The organism is Streptomyces liangshanensis, assembly GCF_011694815.1.
Taxonomy (GTDB): Bacteria; Actinomycetota; Actinomycetes; order Streptomycetales; family Streptomycetaceae; genus Streptomyces; species Streptomyces liangshanensis.
The window spans coordinates 888818-906304 of sequence record NZ_CP050177.1; the positions used below are offsets into that span (position 1 = coordinate 888818).

General features: G+C 70.8%; 16 protein-coding genes. 10 read left to right on the plus strand and 6 right to left on the minus strand.

What is annotated here, in order from left to right; translation table 11 throughout:
* Positions 1–53 precede the first annotated feature (53 nt).
* The gene (locus HA039_RS03905) at positions 54–647 is read left to right on the plus strand and encodes a TetR/AcrR family transcriptional regulator (protein WP_167023789.1); all 594 of its coding nucleotides are present in this window, start codon (positions 54–56) and stop codon (positions 645–647) included.
* Between the two features lie 82 nt (positions 648–729).
* Here the strand turns inward: HA039_RS03905 and HA039_RS03910 are convergent, their stop codons facing one another.
* Complete coding sequence (locus HA039_RS03910; RefSeq protein ID WP_208298535.1) at positions 730–1470, minus strand: SDR family NAD(P)-dependent oxidoreductase; 741 nt, start codon at positions 1468–1470, stop codon at positions 730–732.
* A 143-nt stretch (positions 1471–1613) separates the two neighbouring features.
* Between HA039_RS03910 and HA039_RS03915 the strand changes: the two genes are divergently transcribed.
* From HA039_RS03915 to HA039_RS03935, 5 genes are all read left to right on the plus strand, one after another.
* Positions 1614–1997, plus strand: coding sequence for a hypothetical protein (locus tag HA039_RS03915; RefSeq protein ID WP_167023795.1), 384 nt, complete (start codon positions 1614–1616; stop codon positions 1995–1997).
* Between the two features lie 36 nt (positions 1998–2033).
* The gene (locus HA039_RS03920; protein WP_167023798.1) at positions 2034–2915 is read left to right on the plus strand and encodes an alpha/beta fold hydrolase; all 882 of its coding nucleotides are present in this window, start codon (positions 2034–2036) and stop codon (positions 2913–2915) included.
* Between the two features lie 441 nt (positions 2916–3356).
* Positions 3357–5204, plus strand: a complete 1848-nt coding sequence (locus HA039_RS03925; RefSeq protein ID WP_167023801.1) for a right-handed parallel beta-helix repeat-containing protein — start codon at positions 3357–3359, stop codon at positions 5202–5204.
* A 263-nt stretch (positions 5205–5467) separates the two neighbouring features.
* Positions 5468–6454 carry a hypothetical protein gene (locus tag HA039_RS03930; RefSeq protein WP_167023804.1) on the plus strand — a complete coding sequence of 329 codons (987 nt, stop codon included), beginning with the start codon at positions 5468–5470 and terminating at the stop codon, positions 6452–6454.
* 92 nt (positions 6455–6546) lie between these two features.
* A complete protein-coding gene (locus HA039_RS03935; protein WP_167023807.1) occupies positions 6547–6969 on the plus strand; it encodes a peptidase inhibitor family I36 protein in 423 nt (140 codons plus the stop codon).
* 147 nt (positions 6970–7116) lie between these two features.
* Here HA039_RS03935 and HA039_RS03940 read toward each other — a convergent pair whose 3' ends face one another.
* The gene (locus tag HA039_RS03940; protein ID WP_167023810.1) at positions 7117–7713 is read right to left on the minus strand and encodes a TetR/AcrR family transcriptional regulator; all 597 of its coding nucleotides are present in this window, start codon (positions 7711–7713) and stop codon (positions 7117–7119) included.
* Between the two features lie 106 nt (positions 7714–7819).
* Here HA039_RS03940 and HA039_RS03945 point away from each other — a divergent pair, with 106 nt between their 5' ends.
* On the plus strand, positions 7820–8260 hold the full coding sequence (locus tag HA039_RS03945; protein WP_167023813.1) for a tautomerase family protein: 441 nt from the start codon (positions 7820–7822) through the stop codon (positions 8258–8260).
* A 101-nt stretch (positions 8261–8361) separates the two neighbouring features.
* The gene (locus HA039_RS03950) at positions 8362–9141 is read left to right on the plus strand and encodes an SDR family oxidoreductase (protein ID WP_167023816.1); all 780 of its coding nucleotides are present in this window, start codon (positions 8362–8364) and stop codon (positions 9139–9141) included.
* A gap of 58 nt (positions 9142–9199) precedes the next feature.
* Here HA039_RS03950 and HA039_RS03955 read toward each other — a convergent pair whose 3' ends face one another.
* The 4 genes from HA039_RS03955 to HA039_RS03970 form a co-directional block, all read right to left on the minus strand.
* Entirely contained in the window at positions 9200–10420 is a 1221-nt protein-coding gene (locus HA039_RS03955; RefSeq protein ID WP_167023819.1) for a serine hydrolase domain-containing protein, read from the minus strand.
* Positions 10421–10690: 270 nt separating this feature from the next.
* On the minus strand, positions 10691–12862 hold the full coding sequence (locus tag HA039_RS03960) for a TerD family protein (protein ID WP_167023822.1): 2172 nt from the start codon (positions 12860–12862) through the stop codon (positions 10691–10693).
* Positions 12863–12951: 89 nt separating this feature from the next.
* Entirely contained in the window at positions 12952–13797 is an 846-nt protein-coding gene (locus HA039_RS03965) for a helix-turn-helix transcriptional regulator (protein ID WP_167023825.1), read from the minus strand.
* Between the two features lies 1 nt (position 13798).
* The gene (locus HA039_RS03970) at positions 13799–14752 is read right to left on the minus strand and encodes an SDR family oxidoreductase (RefSeq protein ID WP_167023828.1); all 954 of its coding nucleotides are present in this window, start codon (positions 14750–14752) and stop codon (positions 13799–13801) included.
* Between the two features lie 282 nt (positions 14753–15034).
* Here HA039_RS03970 and HA039_RS03975 point away from each other — a divergent pair, with 282 nt between their 5' ends.
* Both HA039_RS03975 and HA039_RS03980 read left to right on the plus strand, forming a co-directional pair.
* Positions 15035–15610 (plus strand): MarR family winged helix-turn-helix transcriptional regulator, encoded by a 576-nt coding sequence (locus tag HA039_RS03975; protein ID WP_167023831.1) that lies wholly within the window; start codon positions 15035–15037, stop codon positions 15608–15610.
* Positions 15607–17283, plus strand: a complete 1677-nt coding sequence (locus HA039_RS03980; protein WP_243869115.1) for an MDR family MFS transporter — start codon at positions 15607–15609, stop codon at positions 17281–17283. Before HA039_RS03975 ends, HA039_RS03980 begins: the two co-directional genes overlap by 4 nt.
* Positions 17284–17487: the final 204 nt, after the last annotated feature.

Here is a 17487-nt window from a genome sequence, read left to right on the forward strand (position 1 = left end):
ACGCGCCCGCGCGCAGAGGGGGTGGCAAGGCCGCTGTCGATATACTTGGACACATGCCTCGGGGAATCACCGCCAAAGGCCTCGCGACGAGGCAGCGCATCGTCGAAGGCGCGGCGGAAGTGATCCGGACGCGCGGGGTGGCGGCGACGGGCCTGGAGGACATCCGCGAGGCGACCGGGACCAGTGGCGGTCAGATGACCCACTACTTCCCCGGCGGCAAGACGGAACTGCTCCTCGCCGTCGCCCGCCACGAAGGCGAGCAGATCCTTCAGGAGCAGCGCCCTCTGCTGGACGACCTCACCTCGTGGACCGCGTGGCTGGCGTGGGCCGACGATCTGGTGGCACGGCACGAACGGCAGCGTGAGCACTGCGGCCTGAGCACCTTGCTCGGCCAGCTCGAACCGGGTGACCTCGGCGTCCGCCAGGTGTTGCTGGAGCTGTTCGAGAGCTGGGGCAACGCTCTGGAGCAGGGGATCCGGGCGATGCAGCGTGCCGGCGAGATGGACCCGGGCGCGGATCCGCGGGAGTACGCGCGTGCCCTGCTGGCGAGTGTCCAGGGCGGTGTGGTGATGCTGCTGGCGACGGGTTCGTCGGACTACTTCCGGTCCGCCCTGGACACCTGGTTCGCCCGCCTGCGCGTCGGCTGACGGTCGTCGCGGGGCGCCGGCCCGCCGTACACCGGTCACGCGCCCCCGGGCCGCCGCACCCCCGGAACATCCGTCACACCCCTCACACGGCCAGGAATCCGCCGTCGACCGGCAGGGTCGCGCCGTGGATGTGCGCCGCGTCGTCGCCGACGAGGAAGACCACGGCGGCGGCCACCTCCTCGGCGGTCCCGGGCCGGCGCTGCGGGTGGGCCTTGGTGAGGCCTTCCAGCATCTCGCTGTACGCCGCGTTGTGTTCCGTGACCGTGGGGCCGGGCGCGACGGTGTTGACCCTGACGCCCTGGGCCGCCAGTTCCGCCGCCCAGGACTTCGTCAGGGAGTGCAGTGCCGCCTTGCTCGCCCCGTACAGCGCGGCGACGGACATGCCGGTCTCCCCGTTGATCGAGCCCATGTTGACCACCGCGCCGCCGCCGCGCTCCACCATCGACGGCACCAGGGCGGCGGTGAGGAGGAACGGCGCCTTGACGTTGACGGCGAGGGCCCGGTCGACCTCCTCCTCGGTGGCCTCCAGCATGGACTGCGCCGGTATGAGGACGGCGGCGTTGTTGACGAGCACGTCGATCACGCCCACCGCCTCGGTCGCGTCGCGGGCCAGGTCCCGTACCGCCTGACCGCCCGCACTCAGGTCCGCCCGTACGAAGACGGCCTTGCCGCCCTCGTCCTGAACCCGGCGCACGATGTCCTCGCCGCGCTCCGCGTCCCGCCCGGAGACCACGACGGTGGCACCCTCCCGCGCCAGGGCCAGGGCGACGGCCCGTCCGATCCCTCCGGTCGACCCGGTGACCAGTGCGTTACGTCCCTGCATACGGCCTGCTCCAGCCATGGCGCGCCTCCATTATGGGTTGGTGAACCCATAATGTTGGAGCGAAGAATGGGTTGTCAAACCCAGAAGTACCGCGCCCCCACCAGGGCCGGGCGGGCGCCACCCCCGAATGCGATCATGTGCGGATGAACGCTCTCGGTGACGCCAGCACCCATCGCATAGTGATGGGCTTCCTGGCCGTCCTCGCGGCCGACACCCAGGACCAGTTCGCCTGGCTGGGCGGCACCCACCTGGCGACGGAGGCCTTCGTGGAAGAGGTGGAGTTCGCCTGCGCCGTCTCCGACGGTCTCGCGGAGCGCGGCGTGCTCGAACCGGGGCACCTGCCCACCCTCCGGGCCATCGGCCGCCGCGTCGGCGAGATCGATCCGGACCGGCACGCCGACCCCTTGGCCGACGCGCTCGCCACCGACCCCGCGTGGGACGACGTACGGCGGCTCGCCCGCCAACTCCTCGTCGCCGAGCTGGGCGACTGGCGTCAGCCGCTCCCCCGGCGGGCACGCGATATCTGAATGCGCGCCGCCCTTCCGGACTGAGAGACTCCGCTCATGTCGATCGTGGAAGTGTCCCCAGGAGTGTCCCTCGCGTACGAGACGTTCGGCGATCCTTCCGATCCCGCCGTCCTGCTGGTGATGGGCCTCGGCGCGCAGATGATCGCCTGGCACGAGGACTTCTGCCGTGCCCTGGCGGAGCGCGGGCGCTACGTGATCCGGTACGACAACCGCGACTGCGGCCTTTCCACCACGTTCGACGACCACCCCGTCGACGTGGGGCGGCTCATCCACGCCGTGAGCTCGGGCGACATCCCCGCCGCCCTGGCGATGGTGCCGTACACGCTGCGGGACATGGCCGACGACGGCCTGGGCCTGCTCACCGCGCTGGGTGTCGAACGGGCCCATGTGGTCGGATCCTCGATGGGCGGCATGATCGCCCAGACCATGGCCGTCAGCCGGCCGGAGCGGCTGCTGACCCTGACGTCGATGATGTCGTCGACCGGCGAGTCCGAGTACGGCCGCCCGAGCCCCGCGGCCCAGGCGGTGATCTCCGCCCCGAAGCCGGCCGATCGCGAGGGGTACGTCGCGGCGGCGGACGCGGAGCTGGTGTGGGCCTCGAAGCGGTACGGCAGCGCCGCGCCGCTGCGCGAGCTGGCCGCCCGGAGCTACGACCGCGCCTACTACCCGGCGGGCGCCGGACGCCAGCTCGGAGCGATGGTCCTCGGCGGCTCGCGCGCCGACGCGCTCCGCGAACTGCGCGTACCGACGCTGGTGATCCACGGTCTGGACGACACACTGATCGACCCCAGCGGCGGGAAGCGCACGGCCGAACTCGTCCCCGGTGCGGAACTCCTGCTGCTCCCCGACATGGGGCACGACCGCCCGCGTGAACTCTGGCCCGAGATCATCGACGCCCTGGAAGCGCACACACGCTGAGACTCCCGGCTCCGCGCACGGCGGCGTGTCAGGTGATCGAGATCACCTGTCACGCCGTTCAGGCGCCCGCGGGCAAGGGCAGATGACCGGCGAATCCCCGAGTGGGCGTACTCCTGAGGCCCCCGCCCACCCCGCGGGGTGGAGGAAAATGAATCCCACACCACGCGCGACGGAAGTTCGTCCTTAATCGCGGGCAAAACCTTGCCCTCCGCGACCGCACCGCTTAAGGCGATTCTGTGCGCACCGTGATGCATCGGTGTGCAAATCAAGGAGTGTTGACGGGCCGGGAGTTGAGCAGTTCAATCACGGGCGTATAGTCGAACTGCCAGCACAGAGGGCGGGGTATCCCCACCGCCTCGATGCCCGGACATTCCCTTCGGGCAATACCCGCTCGCGGTTTGGCGATCCCCCACAGTCGCCCATCCCATCAGAGGGTAAAGAATGTACCGCAGAATAGTGCCTGGCCTGTGCGGCGTCGCACTCCTCGCCGCAGGCGCGCTCACCCTGCCGAACGTCGACCTCCCCAGCGGGTCCGTCGCAACGGCCGCGAGCCGCACGGCTCTCGCACCGGCGGCGAAGTCCGCGGCGGAGATCACCGCCGCGGCCGGTGCCACCACCCCCTTCGTGACCGTGGAGGCCGAGACCGGAACCCTCGGCGGCGGCGCGCGCGTCCGGGCCATCGCCCCGGGCGCGACGGCTCCGACCGGTCCCACCCTGGAAGGCGAGGCATCGGGTTATTCGCTCGTCGAGTTGAAGGCCAACGGCGATTCGGTGACCCTGCCGAACAACACCGGAAAAGCGGCCAACACCGTTGTCGTCCGCGCCTCGATTCCGGACGCGCCGGCCGGCGGCGGCATCGACGCCTCACTGAATCTTTACGTCAACGGCACCTTCCGCCAGGCAATCCAGCTGAGTTCCCGCCAGGCGTGGAACTACCGCAACTCGACCACAACCCAGGACGACCCCCACGGCGGCGGACAGGCCTACCGCTTTTACAACGAGTTCCCCGTCTGGGTCACGGGTGCCCCCATCCCGGCGGGCAGCACCATCAAGCTCCAGAAGGACTCGGGAAACACGGCCGCCGTCTACGACGTCGATTCCGTGGATCTCGAGAACGTCGGTCCCGCGCTGACCCAGCCGGCCAACTCGATCTCGGTCGTGAGCAACGGCGCCGACCCGAACTTCTCGAAGGATTCGACGGTCGCCATCCAGACGACCGTGGACGCCGCCCGGACGCAGAAGAAGTCCGTGTGGATCCCGGCGGGCAAGTACCTGACGAACAGCCTGGTGTCCAAGGCGCTCGACTTCACCGGGGTCAAGGTGCAGGGCGCCGGCATGTGGTACACCACGCTCTACCGCAAGGCCCCGCTCAAGCCCGGCACCTGGCACTCGCAGCTGACGGTGGGCACGGGCACCACACTGACGGACTTCCAGGTCGACACCAACGCCATCTGGCGGGGCAACGACGGTACGGGCGGCGGGGACTACGGCATCAACTCCGGTGGTACCGGCTGGCTGATCGACCACATCTGGACGCGGCACACCGACGCCAACTGGCTGTCGGGCACCAACGGCGTCGTGCAGAACAGCCGGACGGCGGACAGCTACGGTGACGGCTTCAACATCAACAACGCCAACACACCGAACCCGGAGAAGCTCGGCCAGAACATCACCGTCAAGAACTGCTTCGCCCGCAACACCGGTGACGACGGCTTCGCGACGTACTCCGACGCCGGCGCCAGCGGTACGAACGGCCAGGTGACCGGGGCCAAGATCCTGAACAACACCGCGATCGCGCCCTGGTGGGCCAACGGCATCCGGATCGCCGGCGGCAAGAACGTGGAGGTCAGGAACAACCTGGTGAACAGCGCCTCGTCGAACAACGCCCTGGAGATCAGTGTGTACGGCGACACGGGACGCCCCCTGGAGTCGGCCGCGATCACCGGGAACGTCCTCAACGGCGGTGGCGGCTGGAACGGCCTCCGTACCGGCGTGAACATCGGGTCCCCGGGGCCCACCTCGCTGTACCCGACCGCCCCCACGACCGTCGACATGAGCGACAACGTCATCCACGGGTCCCTCACCTCCGGGCTCAGGATCAGCGGGCCCCGCGTGAACCTGACGTTCACGAACAACACCATCGACCGCCCGGCCAAGCAGGGCGTCTGGGTGGCGAAGGGTGTGACCGGCACCGCGACCTTCACGGGCAACACGGTGAAGAACCTCTTCCCGGGCCAGGTCGCCCAGCAGAACGACTCACCGTCCACCTTCAAGATCACCACCAACTGACGTTTCCGGCTCCACCCCGATCCATCTCGCGGTCGGGTCCGCGTCCCGGTTCTCCCGGGCGCGGGCCCGGCCGCGGTGCGTCGCGCCCCGCCGTACGCGTACCGGATGACGCCCCGCGACTCCCCACCGCCGCCACTCCCCCATCGCTACCACGCCCCCGCCGCACGGCGTCCCTGACATCCGTCAGGACACACGGCGGGCGCCCGCGTCTAGGTTCCTGCACAACGGCCCGCCCAGGGCCGGTCCGGGACCGGGAGGGGAACATGACGGCGCGTGGCGCGGGAGACGGCGGACCGGGTGGCACGGTGGCACGGTCGGCGGCCCTGGCCCTGACGGCGGTGGTGTCCTCGCTGCTCCTGCTCGGCTGCGGCGAACGGCCCGCAGGGGGCGAGCGCGTCCACGTTCCCGACGCCGAGCTGCGGACCGAGGTCAGCCCGCGGGAACGGGACACCCTCTACCTGGCCGAGCAGCGGCTCATCAGCACCTGCATGGACAAGAAGGGCTTCCGCTACTACGTGGTCCCTCCGACCGCGGTCTCCGCGTCCCCGATGGAACGCCCCTTCGGCAGCGACGACGTCGCCTGGGCGGAGGAACACGGGTACGGCATCTCCGACGGCGAACAGGACCGGCGGAACCGGGAGGAGAGCCGCCCGAACCCGAACGGCCGGTACATCTCCTCGCTGAGCGACGCACGCGGCCGGGCGTTCCAACGGGCGCTCGACGGTACGAATCCCGCCGCGATCACCGTACAAGTCCCCTCCATGGGCAGCGTGTTCACCAGCGCGGACGGCTGCCAGGCCGACGCGCGCGCACACCTCTACGGCGACCTCGGACGCTGGACGGCCGCCAAGGCCACCGTGGTGAACCTGCGGGCTCTCGTCCGGCCGCGGCTGGACAAGGACCCGCGCTACGCCGGGGCGTTGGCGTCCTGGCGCCGGTGCATGGCACGCCACGGTTTCCCGTACGACGGCCCCTCCGACGCGGTCATGGCCATGCGGGACGCGCGGTCCGCGCCCGGGACGCCGGCTCCGGAGCAGGGGCCGCGGGCCCCGCACCCGAAGGAGCGGGCCACCGCGGTCGCCGACGCCCGGTGCAACGGCGAAAGCAAGCTGGCCACCGTCGGTGAACAGGTGCTGCGCGGTCAGACCCGGAAGGCCGCCCGGGGGCCGTACCGCGAGGCAGCGGCCGATTACACCACCGCCGTGGCCCGCGCCCTGGTCACGGCGCGGGACATCACCGCGGCGGAGTGACGGGGCGCCGCACCCGGCCCCCACAAGCCGACCACCCGTTTCACCCCCACCGGACAACCACTCCACGAAAGAGGACCCGACCCATGCGACCCATGAGTGTGACCCGACGTGCCCTGGCGGCGGCAGGCCTGGCGTTCGGCCTCGTCGCGCTGTCCTTCTCCCCGGCCCAGGCCTCCACCTGGTTCTTGGGCCCGGCTCCCGCCGGGTGCCAGCTCGGCGCGCTGTGCGTCTACAAGGACATCAACTTCGAGGCCGGGGGCTGGGGTGTCGCCAACTTCCACGCCAGCAACGTGGACTGGACCCAGACCAGCAACGCGTACATCGCGGGGAACGACTCGTCCTGGTACAACAACGGCACACCGGGCGGCAAGACCTCGGTGATCGTGATGACCCGCCCCGACCTCCCCAACTCGGGCAGCCCCGAGTTCTGCCTCGACCGGGGCTGGGGCAACACCTGGGACCTCGCGTCGAACGACGCCGGCCGCTCGAACCGGTGGGTGTTCGGCCCCTGCTGAACCCGGACCTGAACCTCAACCTGAACCCGTACCACTGAGGCACGCCTCGCGCCCGGCCCCCTTCGAGGGGCCGGGCGCTTTACTATGTCGCTCGGCATATAGACGGGCGGGAGCGGCACCGTCGCGACGGCCCGCGCGGACGTACGCCTACGACGGCGTCCGGGCTCCCGCGGTGAGGCTCCGGGCGCGGTCGGTCAGCGCCACCCGCATCGCGTCGAACGGCTGCGGACTCCGCAGCGCCCGCGACGTGACCATGGCGCCTTCCACCCCCGCCATCACGGCGTGCGCCAGCTCCCGCGCGTCGGCGTTCCCCACCCCGTGGACGATCAGCTGGAAGGCCATGCCGTCGACCATCGCCGAGAACGAGCGGCGACTGGCGTCGTGGAGCCCCTCGGACTCCTCGCTCGCCTCGATCACCAGCGGCGCGATGGCGCATCCGCGCTGATAGTTGCTGCCGACCATGCCTTCACGGGCCAGGTCGAAGTAGGTACCCACGAGGTCCTCCGCCGACGACGCGGAGTCCCCCGCCCGGTTGATCACCTCCACTTGGTCCTGGGCGTGCCGGGCGGCCGCCTCCGCGGCCATCTGCCCCTTGCCCTCCGGGAAGTGGTAGTAGACCGATCCGCGCGGTGCCGCGCTCCGGCTCACCACGTCCGACAGCGCCGTGCCGTGGTAGCCCCGCTCACGGATGAGCTGTCGCGCGGCTTCGACCATCCGCTGCCTGCTGTCCGAGTTCCTGCCCATGACCCCAGTCTAGCCGATCCGGGACTTGCTATATATACCGAGCGACATAGTATGAAGTCCTGAGCCTCCCAAAGGCTCCCCACACTCCACGCCGGAAAGGATCGTCATGCCCTTCGTGACCATCGACCTGCTCCGGGGGAAGTCCCCCGCGTACCTGGAATCCGTCTCCGACGCCGTGCACGAGGCGCTGGTCGAGGGGCTGGGGATGTTTCCCGACGACCGCTTCCAGGTCATCCACCAGCTCGCGCCCGGTGAACTGGTCTTCAGCCGCACCTTCCGCGGCGGCCCGCGTTCCGACGACTTCATCGTCTTCACCATCACCGACGGCCTGGATCGCGGCGACGAGGCGAAGAAGGCCTTCTACCTCGCCCTGACCCGCAACCTGGCGGCATCCCCCGGCGTCCGCCCGGCGGATGTGTTCGTCAAGATGCTCGTGACCCCGCCGATCAACTTCTCGTTCGCGGACGGCGAGGCGGCCACGGACACGACCGCCAGGGAAGCGCGGGAACGGGCGGCTCTCGCCTCCACGCCGACACCGGCGACGTAACGGCCGCCGACCGGCCACCACCGTCCCGACAGCACCCTCACCGCGGCAGCTTCCCCCACCGCACCTTCTCCACCGCACCACGAACCGGACAGGAGACTCACATGACCTCCGTACTCATCACCGGCGCCTCCCGGGGCATCGGCCGGGCCGTCGCCACCGAACTCGCCGGCCGCGGCCACCGCGTCGTCGCCACCGCCCGCCGGCCGGAAGACCTCAAGGATCTCCCCGTCGACCAGCGGCTGCGCCTCGACGTGACCGATCAGAAGAGCATCGACGACGCGATACGCGACGCCGGGGAGATCGACGTGCTCGTCAGCAACGCCGGCGACACGATCCGGGCGCCTCTGGAGAGCGTGCCCATGTCCGCGGTCGAAGCGCTGTTCCAGCTCAACACCTTCGGCCCGCTGCGCATGGCCCAGGGCGTGCTGCCCGGCATGCGCGAAAGGGGCACGGGCCGGCTCATCTTCGTCTCCAGCATCCAGGGCCGCATGGTCGTGCCGATCATCGGCCCCTACGCCGCCAGCAAGTGGGCCATGGAGGCCTTCGCCGAGACCATCGCCGCGGAAGCGGGCCACTTCGGCGTCAAGGTGACCATCCTCCAGCCGAGCAGCGTCTCCTCGGGCGGGCCGGAGCGCGCGAAGTCGTACTTCTCCGAGAACGACCCGTACACCCCGCTGTTCCAGCAGTTCGCCCCGCTGCGCGGCACGTCGATCTTCGAGCCCGTCACCCCCGAGGACGTGGCCGTCGCCCTCGCGGACACGCTCGAGAAGCCCGATCCCCCGCTGCGCCTCCCGGTGGGCCGGCCGGCCAGGACCGCCCTCGCGGCCCGCAAGGCGGCGCCCGACGACGCCCCCTTCCTCCCGCTGCCGCTCGACTGGTAAGTCGGCCCGAGAGGGCCCCACAGGGTTCCGGGTGGTCCTTACGGTGTCCCGGTGGTCTCTACGGTGTGACGACGGCGCCGTCGTAAACGTGGTCCGGGGTGGCGACCGCCGTCACCGCGCGCGCGAGCACGGTGGACGGCTCCTGCCCGTCCGCGGTGGTGGTGTCCGTGTTGATCATGATCACCAGGGTGGCCTTCTGCGACGGCAGGTACACGGTCACCGTCTCGTACCCCGGGATGGAGCCGTTGTGCCCGATCCACCCGTTGGTCTCGAAGATCCCGAGGCCGTAGGTGGTGCCCGGGAAGCTGGTCGGCAGTGTCTTGAGGCGCTCCGCCTGGGTCCGCGGGCTGAGGAGCTCCCCGGTGGCGACGACTCCGGCCCACCGCCGCAGGTCGTGGAGGTTCGAGATCATCGCCCCGGCGGCCCAGGCCCAGCTGGGATTCCAGTCCGTGGCGTCGGCGGTCGCTCCGCTCAACGTCTGGTCGGTGTATCCGCGCGGATGCGGTGCGGGGAACTCGTCCCCGTCCGGGAACAGGGTGGAGTGCAGGTGCGCGGGGCGCAGCACCCGGTGCTCGATGACGTCGGCGAGCCGGTGACCGGTGACCTTCTCGATCACCAGGCCGAGGAGCACCAGGTTGGTGTTCGAGTACTCGAACTGCGCACCCGGCGCGAAGGTGTTGGCGTGCCGGAAGCCGTACGCCAGTACCTCGTGCGGGGTGAAGGTGCGGTACGGGTCGCTCAGCAGCGCGTGGGTGAAGTCGGTGTCGGAGGTGTACGGGAACAGGCCGCTGCGCATCTCGGCGAGCTGGCGCAGTGTGATCCGGTGGCCGTCCGGCACACCGCGGACGTACCGGGAGATCGGGTCGTCCAGGCGGACCTTGTGGTCGTCCACGAGCTGGAGCAGCGCGGTGACGGTGAAGGTCTTGGTCTCGCTGCCGATCCGTACGTACGGGTCGACGGTCATCGGCTCGCGGGTGGCGGTGTCGGCGACGCCGGTGGCGCGGACGTAACTTCCCTTGCCGGGCATCCACAGCCCGACCACCACTCCGGGGATGCCGGCCTGTCGCCGGGCGTCCTCGATCGCCCGGTCGAGCCGGGCGGTCAGCTCCGGGCCGAGACCGCTGCCGGGGTGGTCGGTGGTCGTGGTGTGGGGAGCGGTGTGCGATGTCGTGGCCGCGGCGTGGAGTGTTGCGGCGGGCGCCGCCGTGACCGGGACCACCACGGATGCCACGAACAGCGTCGCGGCGAGCAGCCGGCGGCGGCGAGAAGTGCGTCGCATTCCGTGGGACCTCTTCCAGTCAGGGTTCGGGCGGCCACATCACCACCGGAAACCGCCGGCGGGGACCCGCTTCCTGACGTGTTCGGCCGAATCCACCCGTTCGGCGCCCCACGGCCCTGACGGCGGTCGGCGCGGACGACAACAGGGAGGCGCCGTGGAGGCGCCTCCCTGTCGGAGTCGGCGGCGAGGAAAGCGAAGGAACTCGTTTCTTTTGCAGAGAAGTTGAGAAGGAAGCCCCTTCATGGCCTCGCCGTGGGACCACGCTAGCACTCAGCCCGGGATCAGGTCGCGCAGATTTTCGAGGGTGACGACCCGGGAATCGGGGTGCAGGCCCTCGGGCCGTTCGAGGCCGATGTACGTCACGGGCTCGTCCGGGGCCGACCGGCCGTCCCACAGCTCCACGGCGGACGTACCGCCGGACATCAGCTCGACCAGGTTCCACACCGTCAGGTACTCCCGCTCCACGACGGCGCGCACCACCTTGGACACCGACACCTGGTGCTCCTCGACCCGGTTCTCCGAGGAGAGGCCCGTCAGGTAGAGGTGCAGCCACTTGGCGCGCCACCGGCCGTTGTCCTCGCGCCGGAACACCAGGGGCAGCGCGACCCGGCCCGCGCCGCGAAGCTCCGACTTCACGCGGACCGTACGCGGCTCGAAGGGGCGGCCCTTCTGTTCGGCGTCGCGCAGCATGAAACCGAAGAAGGACTCCTCGGCCTCGTCGAAGCCCTCGCCGGCGTAGATGTGGACCTGCGGGACGACAAACGTGCTCCGTACCCGGTCCAGGGACAGGTTGATGAACTCCGAGGCGCCGTCGGGCGCCTCCGTGATGTCTCCCGAGTGCTCACCCCCGACCGCGGTGAGAGAGGTGTACGAGAGCCAGGCGTCGGTGCTGTAGTCGGACCGCAGCAACACCGCCGACAGGTCGTAGTCGGTCCGGTCGCCGGTCTCCTTCCAGTACACGAAGAAGCGGAGCAGGTCGCCGTCGACCACCGAGAGCGACCCGCGCGGGAGCACACCGAGCCCGGCCGCGGTCGCGCGGCCGCTGAGCGGGAGCGCCACGTCGAGGACGTCGGGGTCGAGCAGGAGCCGGCCGGGCGCCGGAAGCCGGCCGCGTATCTCGGCGTCGAGGGCGGCGATCAGGCGGTCACGGTCGGCGGCGGGGACGGGCGGCCGGGCGTCGGGGGCCGCCAGGCCGCGGCCCCGGGCGTCGACGAAGATCCGGGGCGCGCCGGTCTCCCGCTCCCGGTTCTGGAAGTGTTCGCGTACGGAGAGCACGACCCGGCCGGAGACCTCGGGGGCGGCCCGTACCGCGGCGGCCACCACCGCGTCCCGCTGCTCCTGGTCGGCGGCGAGCCGCAGCAGGTGGTCGAGGGCGCGGAACAGCTTGCCGGGGGCGGACGACAGCAGCCGCGCCGCGCCGACGACGTCGCTCGCTTCGAGGAGCTTCTCCACGCGGCTGTCGAAGGTCGGCGCCTCCTTCTCGCCCCGCGCCACGGCGAACACGTCGGCGGCGTCCGGCCACCGGGGGTACTCGTGCGGGTGGAGGCGCTCACCGAGCCGCTTGAAGGGCTCGCGGTGTACGTGCACGTCGGCCAGCTTGGCGGGGCTCGCGGCGATCAGGGCGTCGAGGCCCGCGAGCAGCGCGCGGCGGGCCGGCCGCGACAGGGCGCGGAACCGGGTCGGCTCCCGCAGTGTCACGTCGCCGCCGGACAGCGCGCAGGCCAGCCGCAGTACGTCGGTGACCGTGTCGAGCAGGAGGTCCGCGCCGACCGCGAGGCGGGCGGCGTTGACGACCGCCTTGTTCTCGCGGACCGGGATCGACTCCGGCTGCGGGCCGTGCGCCGCCCACTCGGCGAGGGTGGTCAGGTCGCGCAGGTGCTCCTCCCCCAGCGGCGTCGTACTGCCCGCCAAGGCCAGGTACAGATCGGTGAGTTCGGCGTCCGGGTCCCGCCCGAGGTGCAGGACGGTCACCCGGTCCCCGGCGGCGGCGACCAGTTCGTCCTGTGCCGCCAGCATCTCGTCGTATGTGTGCTGGTAGCGGCCGTAGGCGGGGAGGGTGAGCAGGTCGACCACGCCGTGGGCCAGTTGCCTCAGCACGTTCCCGCGCGCCTCGGGGTCGGCGAGCGCCTTCGTGACACACCGTACCCAGAACTCCTCGGTGTCCGGCACGTTCGCGGGGAAGTCGATGAAGTACGTGTTGTGCCGCACGTGGTCGCCCACCAGCTCGCCCACGGTGCGCAGCGTCCACTCGGCGGTGTGCAGGACCACGTCCCGGGACAGTCCGGACAGCCGGTCGAGCAGCTCCGCGGACAGCTTGAAGCCCGCGGACGCCAGCGCCGCGTCCAACTGCCGTGCGGCGGCGGCTCCGTCGCCCGCCGGGCCCTCGGGAACCGGGACGCGACGGGTGTGCCGGACGACCAGCGATGCGAGAGGGTGCGCCATGGGGCGATGATCGCAGAGGTGTACGAGTCGGCGCACAGGGGTTTCGGGCCGCGGCCCACTGCCCCGCCCCGGCCCGCGCGGTGGGGTGGTCAGGGGGACGCGGGAAGGCTCTGGGTCCCTACCACGGTGAGGAGTTGGAGTTTCTCGTGGTCCTCGGTGCCGGGGGTGGCGGTGAAGACCAGCAGCGCCTGGTCCTGGTCGAGGTCGTACAGCATCTGGCAGTGGACCGCGATGACGCCGAGGTGGGGCGTGGTGATGCGTTTGTGGTGGCCGCGATGGCCGGTGACCTCGTGCTGGGTCCAGAGGCGGGCGAACTCCGGGCTGTCCGCGCGGAGATGGCGGACGAGGGTGGCGGCGCGGCTGCGGGGGCCGTGGCGGGCGGCGAGGGCGCGCAGGTCGGCGGTGAAGTTCCGGCTGAGGCCGTCGTGGTCCTCGGGCGGGTAAGCGTGGCGGGATTCCGGGCGGGTGAACCAGCGGTGGAACATGCTGCGGTCCTGGCCGGTCCAGACGGTCTCGTCGCCGAGGAGGGCGACGGCGGGCGGGGTTTGCAACAGGGTCTCGCCGAGGCTGGTGACCACCTGGGCGGGGGTGTCCTGGAGGCGGTCCAGGACGTGCATGAGACCGGTGTCGACGTGTTCGAGGCGCAGCTCGCGGGTGGGCGTGGGGTGTCCGGCGAGGCGGAAGAGGTGGTCGCGTTCGTCGAGGGACAGGTGCAGGCCGCGGGCGAGAGCGGCGAGCATGGGCTCGGAGGGGCGGGCGCCGCGGTGCTGTTCGATGCGGCTGTAGTAGTCGGTGGACATGCCGCAGAGGGCGGCGACCTCTTCGCGGCGCAGCCCGCCGGTGCGCCGGCGTCTGCCCCGGGGCAGGCCCACGTCCTCGGGTTGCAGGGCTTCGCGGCGGGTGCGCAGGAAGTCGGCGAGCTGGTCGCGGTCCATGTCAGTGGGCGGTCGCGGCCGCCGGGAAGCCGACGCCGGCCAGTCGCTCGGCCTCGGCCCAGATCCGGGCCGCCGCCTCGTGGTCGCCGGCGCTGCGGTAGAGGGGCTCCTCGGCCGGGCCGCCGGTGAGGTGCGCGAACCCGTCGGGGCCGTAGAAGGCGCCGCCCCGGGCGTCGGGGCTGGTCGCGGCGTACAGCGGGGGCAGCGCCCCGCGGTCGGGCCACTGCACCAGGAACGGCACGAAGCGGGGGGCCGCCCGGAAACTCCTCGTGCGCAGGTTGATCCTGTCGGTGCCCATGTTCCACCCCGAGGCCTGGAGGTTGGTCGCCGTCAGCCCCGGGTGGGCCGTGTTGGACACGATGCCCCAGCCCGCCGCGCGGCTGCGCCGGTCCAGCTCCAGCGCGAACAGCATCTGCGCGAGCTTGGACTGCGCGTAGGCCTTCATCGGCGCGTACGAGTCCTGGTACTGGAGGTCGTCCCACCGGAAGGACCCGGCGCGGGCCGCGAGCGCGGACATGGACGTCACCCGGGCGGAGGCCTCGCGCAGCAGCGGAAGGATACGGGCGGTCAGCGCGAAGTGCCCGAGGAAGTTCGTCCCGAACTGGAGCTCGAACCCGTCCTGGGTCTCGTGCCGCGTCGGCGGGGTCATCACGGCCGCGTTGTTGAGGAGGAGGTGGATCGGGCGTCCCTGGGCGAGCAGCCGGTCACCCAGCGCGCCCACCGACTCCAGAGACGCGAGATCGAGGTCGGCGAGGGAGACCGCGGCGCCCGGCGCGGCCTCGCGGATGCGGTCCACGGCGGCGGCGCCCTTGCGCCGGTTGCGTACCGGCAGCACCAGCTCGGCCCCCGCCGAGGCCAGCCGGACGGCGATCTCCAGGCCCAGTCCGTCGCTGGCGCCCGTGACGACCGCCAGCTTCCCGGCCTGATCGGGAATCTCGTACGTGGTTCTGGCCATGTCGATCGGCTCCTTCGCACTACCCGCGCGCACTACCCGCACGGCCGGCTTGCACTACCCGCGAGGACGGATGTCTCTTCGCTCTCTTCCTCCACCCTGCCGGAACGCCGTGACCGGAAACAGGGACACCTTGTCCCTGGATACCAACATCCCCCATGGGGCCAGAACCACAACCGCTCGGGGATCCGCCGCGCGCCGACCCCCGCGTCGAGGGCACCGCCGGGACAGGATATAGTTGCGTGATACACGCAACAGGTTGCTGGTGTGAGGGGAGGTGTGAGCATGGACGATTCGGTTCCGGAAGGGGATCACGGCTCGTCACCCGGGGCGTCCGGCGGTCCCGGGGCGTCCGGCGGTGACGAGACCGTCCGGCAGCTCGCCGAGGGGGTCGACCGCCTCATGCGGATGTTCATCCGTACGCGCGCGCAGTTGCTGGACCGCGCCCGCGACGACGTCGACTGGTCGGTCCAGATCGTGATGGGCGTCCTCGTCAAGAACGGGCCCATGCGCGTCAAGAGGCTGGCGGAGCTGGTCCACTCCGATCCCTCCACCGTCAGCCGTCACGTGGCGCAGCTCGTCCGTGACGGCTTCCTCGAAAGACGCGCGGACGCCGACGACGGCCGCGCCTTCCTCCTGGTGGCCACCGACAAGGCCCGGCGTGCCGTCGCCGACCGGACACGGTCGCGCGACGTGCACTTCGAGAAGATGCTCCACGCATGGAACGACCACGACCGTGAGCGGCTGGCCGCACTGCTGGTGCGATTCATCGACGATTTCGAAACGTACAAGAACGTCCTCGCCGACAAGGACTGGAAGGGCTTCGGTCCGCCGGCGAGCCGAGAGGAGACCACCGCATGAGTTCCACCAGCGCCGCGTCCGCCGACATCGGCCCGGCCGGTACGGCGGACGCGCCAAGAACCGGGTACACCCACCGGCAGATCATGGTCATCCTGTCCGGTCTGCTGCTCGGGATGTTCCTGGCGGCCCTGGACCAGACCGTCGTCTCTACGGCGATCTACAAGATCGGTGAGAGCCTCGACGGGCTGACCGCCCAGGCCTGGGTGACCACGGCGTTCCTCATCACGTCGACGATCGCCACGCCGATGTACGGCAAGCTGTCCGACCAGTACGGGCGCAAGCCGTTCTTCCTCTTCGCCATCGCGGTGTTCATCACCGGCTCGGCGCTCTGCACGCTCTCCACCTCGATGTACATGCTCGCCGGGTTCCGCGCGTTCCAGGGCATAGGCGCCGGCGGCCTGTTCTCCCTCGCCTTCGCGATCATCGGCGACATCATCGCGCCGCGTGAACGCGCGAAGTACCAGGGCTACTTCATGGCCGTCTTCGGCACGTCCAGCGTGCTCGGCCCGGTCGTCGGCGGCGCGCTGGCCGGCCAGAACACCCTGCTGGGCATCGACGGCTGGCGCTGGATCTTCCTCATCAACGTCCCGATCGGCGTCGTGGCGCTGATCGTGGTCGCCAAGGTCCTCCACCTGGAGCACAACCGGCGCGAGCACCGCATCGACTTCGCGGGCGCGATCGCGCTCGTGGTCGCGCTGGTGCCGCTGCTGATCGTCGCGGAGCAGGGCAGGACGTGGGGCTGGGGGTCCGGCTCCTCGCTCGCCTGTTACGTCATCGGCGTGCTCGGCGTCGCCGCCTTCCTGCTCGCCGAGCGCCGGGCCGGGGACGACGCGCTGCTGCCGATGCGGCTCTTCCGCAACGGTGTGTTCGCCGTCGGGGCCGCCCAGTCGACGATCATCGGCATCGGCATGTTCGGCGGCATCACCCTGCTGCCGCTCTACCTCCAGCTCGTCAAGGGCAACTCCCCCACCAAGGCGGGTCTGCTGACCCTCCCGCTGGTGCTCGGCATCATGGCGCTCTCGGTCGTCGCGGGCCAGATCACCTCACGTACCGGCCGTTACAAGATCTTCCCGATCATCGGCGGCGCACTGCTCGTCATCGGCATGCTGATGCTGTGGCGGCTGTCGGCCGACAGCGGCCTCGTCTACACGGACATCTCGATGTTCGTCGTCGGCGCCGGTCTGGGGCTGAACATGCAGACCATCGTCCTCGCCATGCAGAACGCGGTGCCGCCGCGTGACATCGGCGTAGCCACCTCGTCCACCACGTTCTTCCGGCAGATGGGCGGTACGGCGGGGGTCGCCGTGTTCCTGTCGATCGTCTACTCCGTGGTGGGCGGCAAGATCAGCGACGCCTTCGCCGACGCCCGCGGCACAGCGGCCTTCCAGGCCGCCGCGAAGGCCCATCCCGAGCAGCTCAAGACACTGACGGAGGCGTCCTCCGGCTCGGCGGGCACACTCAACAACACATCGTTCCTGAGCCACCTCGACCCGGTCCTCGCCCACCCCTTCAAGGTCGGCTTCACCAACGCGGTCACGGTCGCGTTCCTGGTCGGCGCCGTGGTCCTGGTGTTCGCCTTCGTCCTGGCCTTCTTCATCAAGGAGGTACCGCTGCGCACCACGGCGGCGGCCTTCACGAAGGACCCGGCGGAGAGCGGGGCGAAGCAGGGGTAGCGGGTGCGGGGACGGTTCTCTCCGACGAGTCCACCCGCGAGGGGACCTCGGACCGGACACACCCTGACGGGCTGCCACGCGGGCCGTCAGCCGGACGAGGTCCCCTAGCCCCTCGCCGATGAGCGGGCAACCCTCGGCGCGCCCCGCGATCCCGCCGGGGCCGGCACCGGAGCCGCGTACCGACGGCGGCCGCCCCTGGCCCGA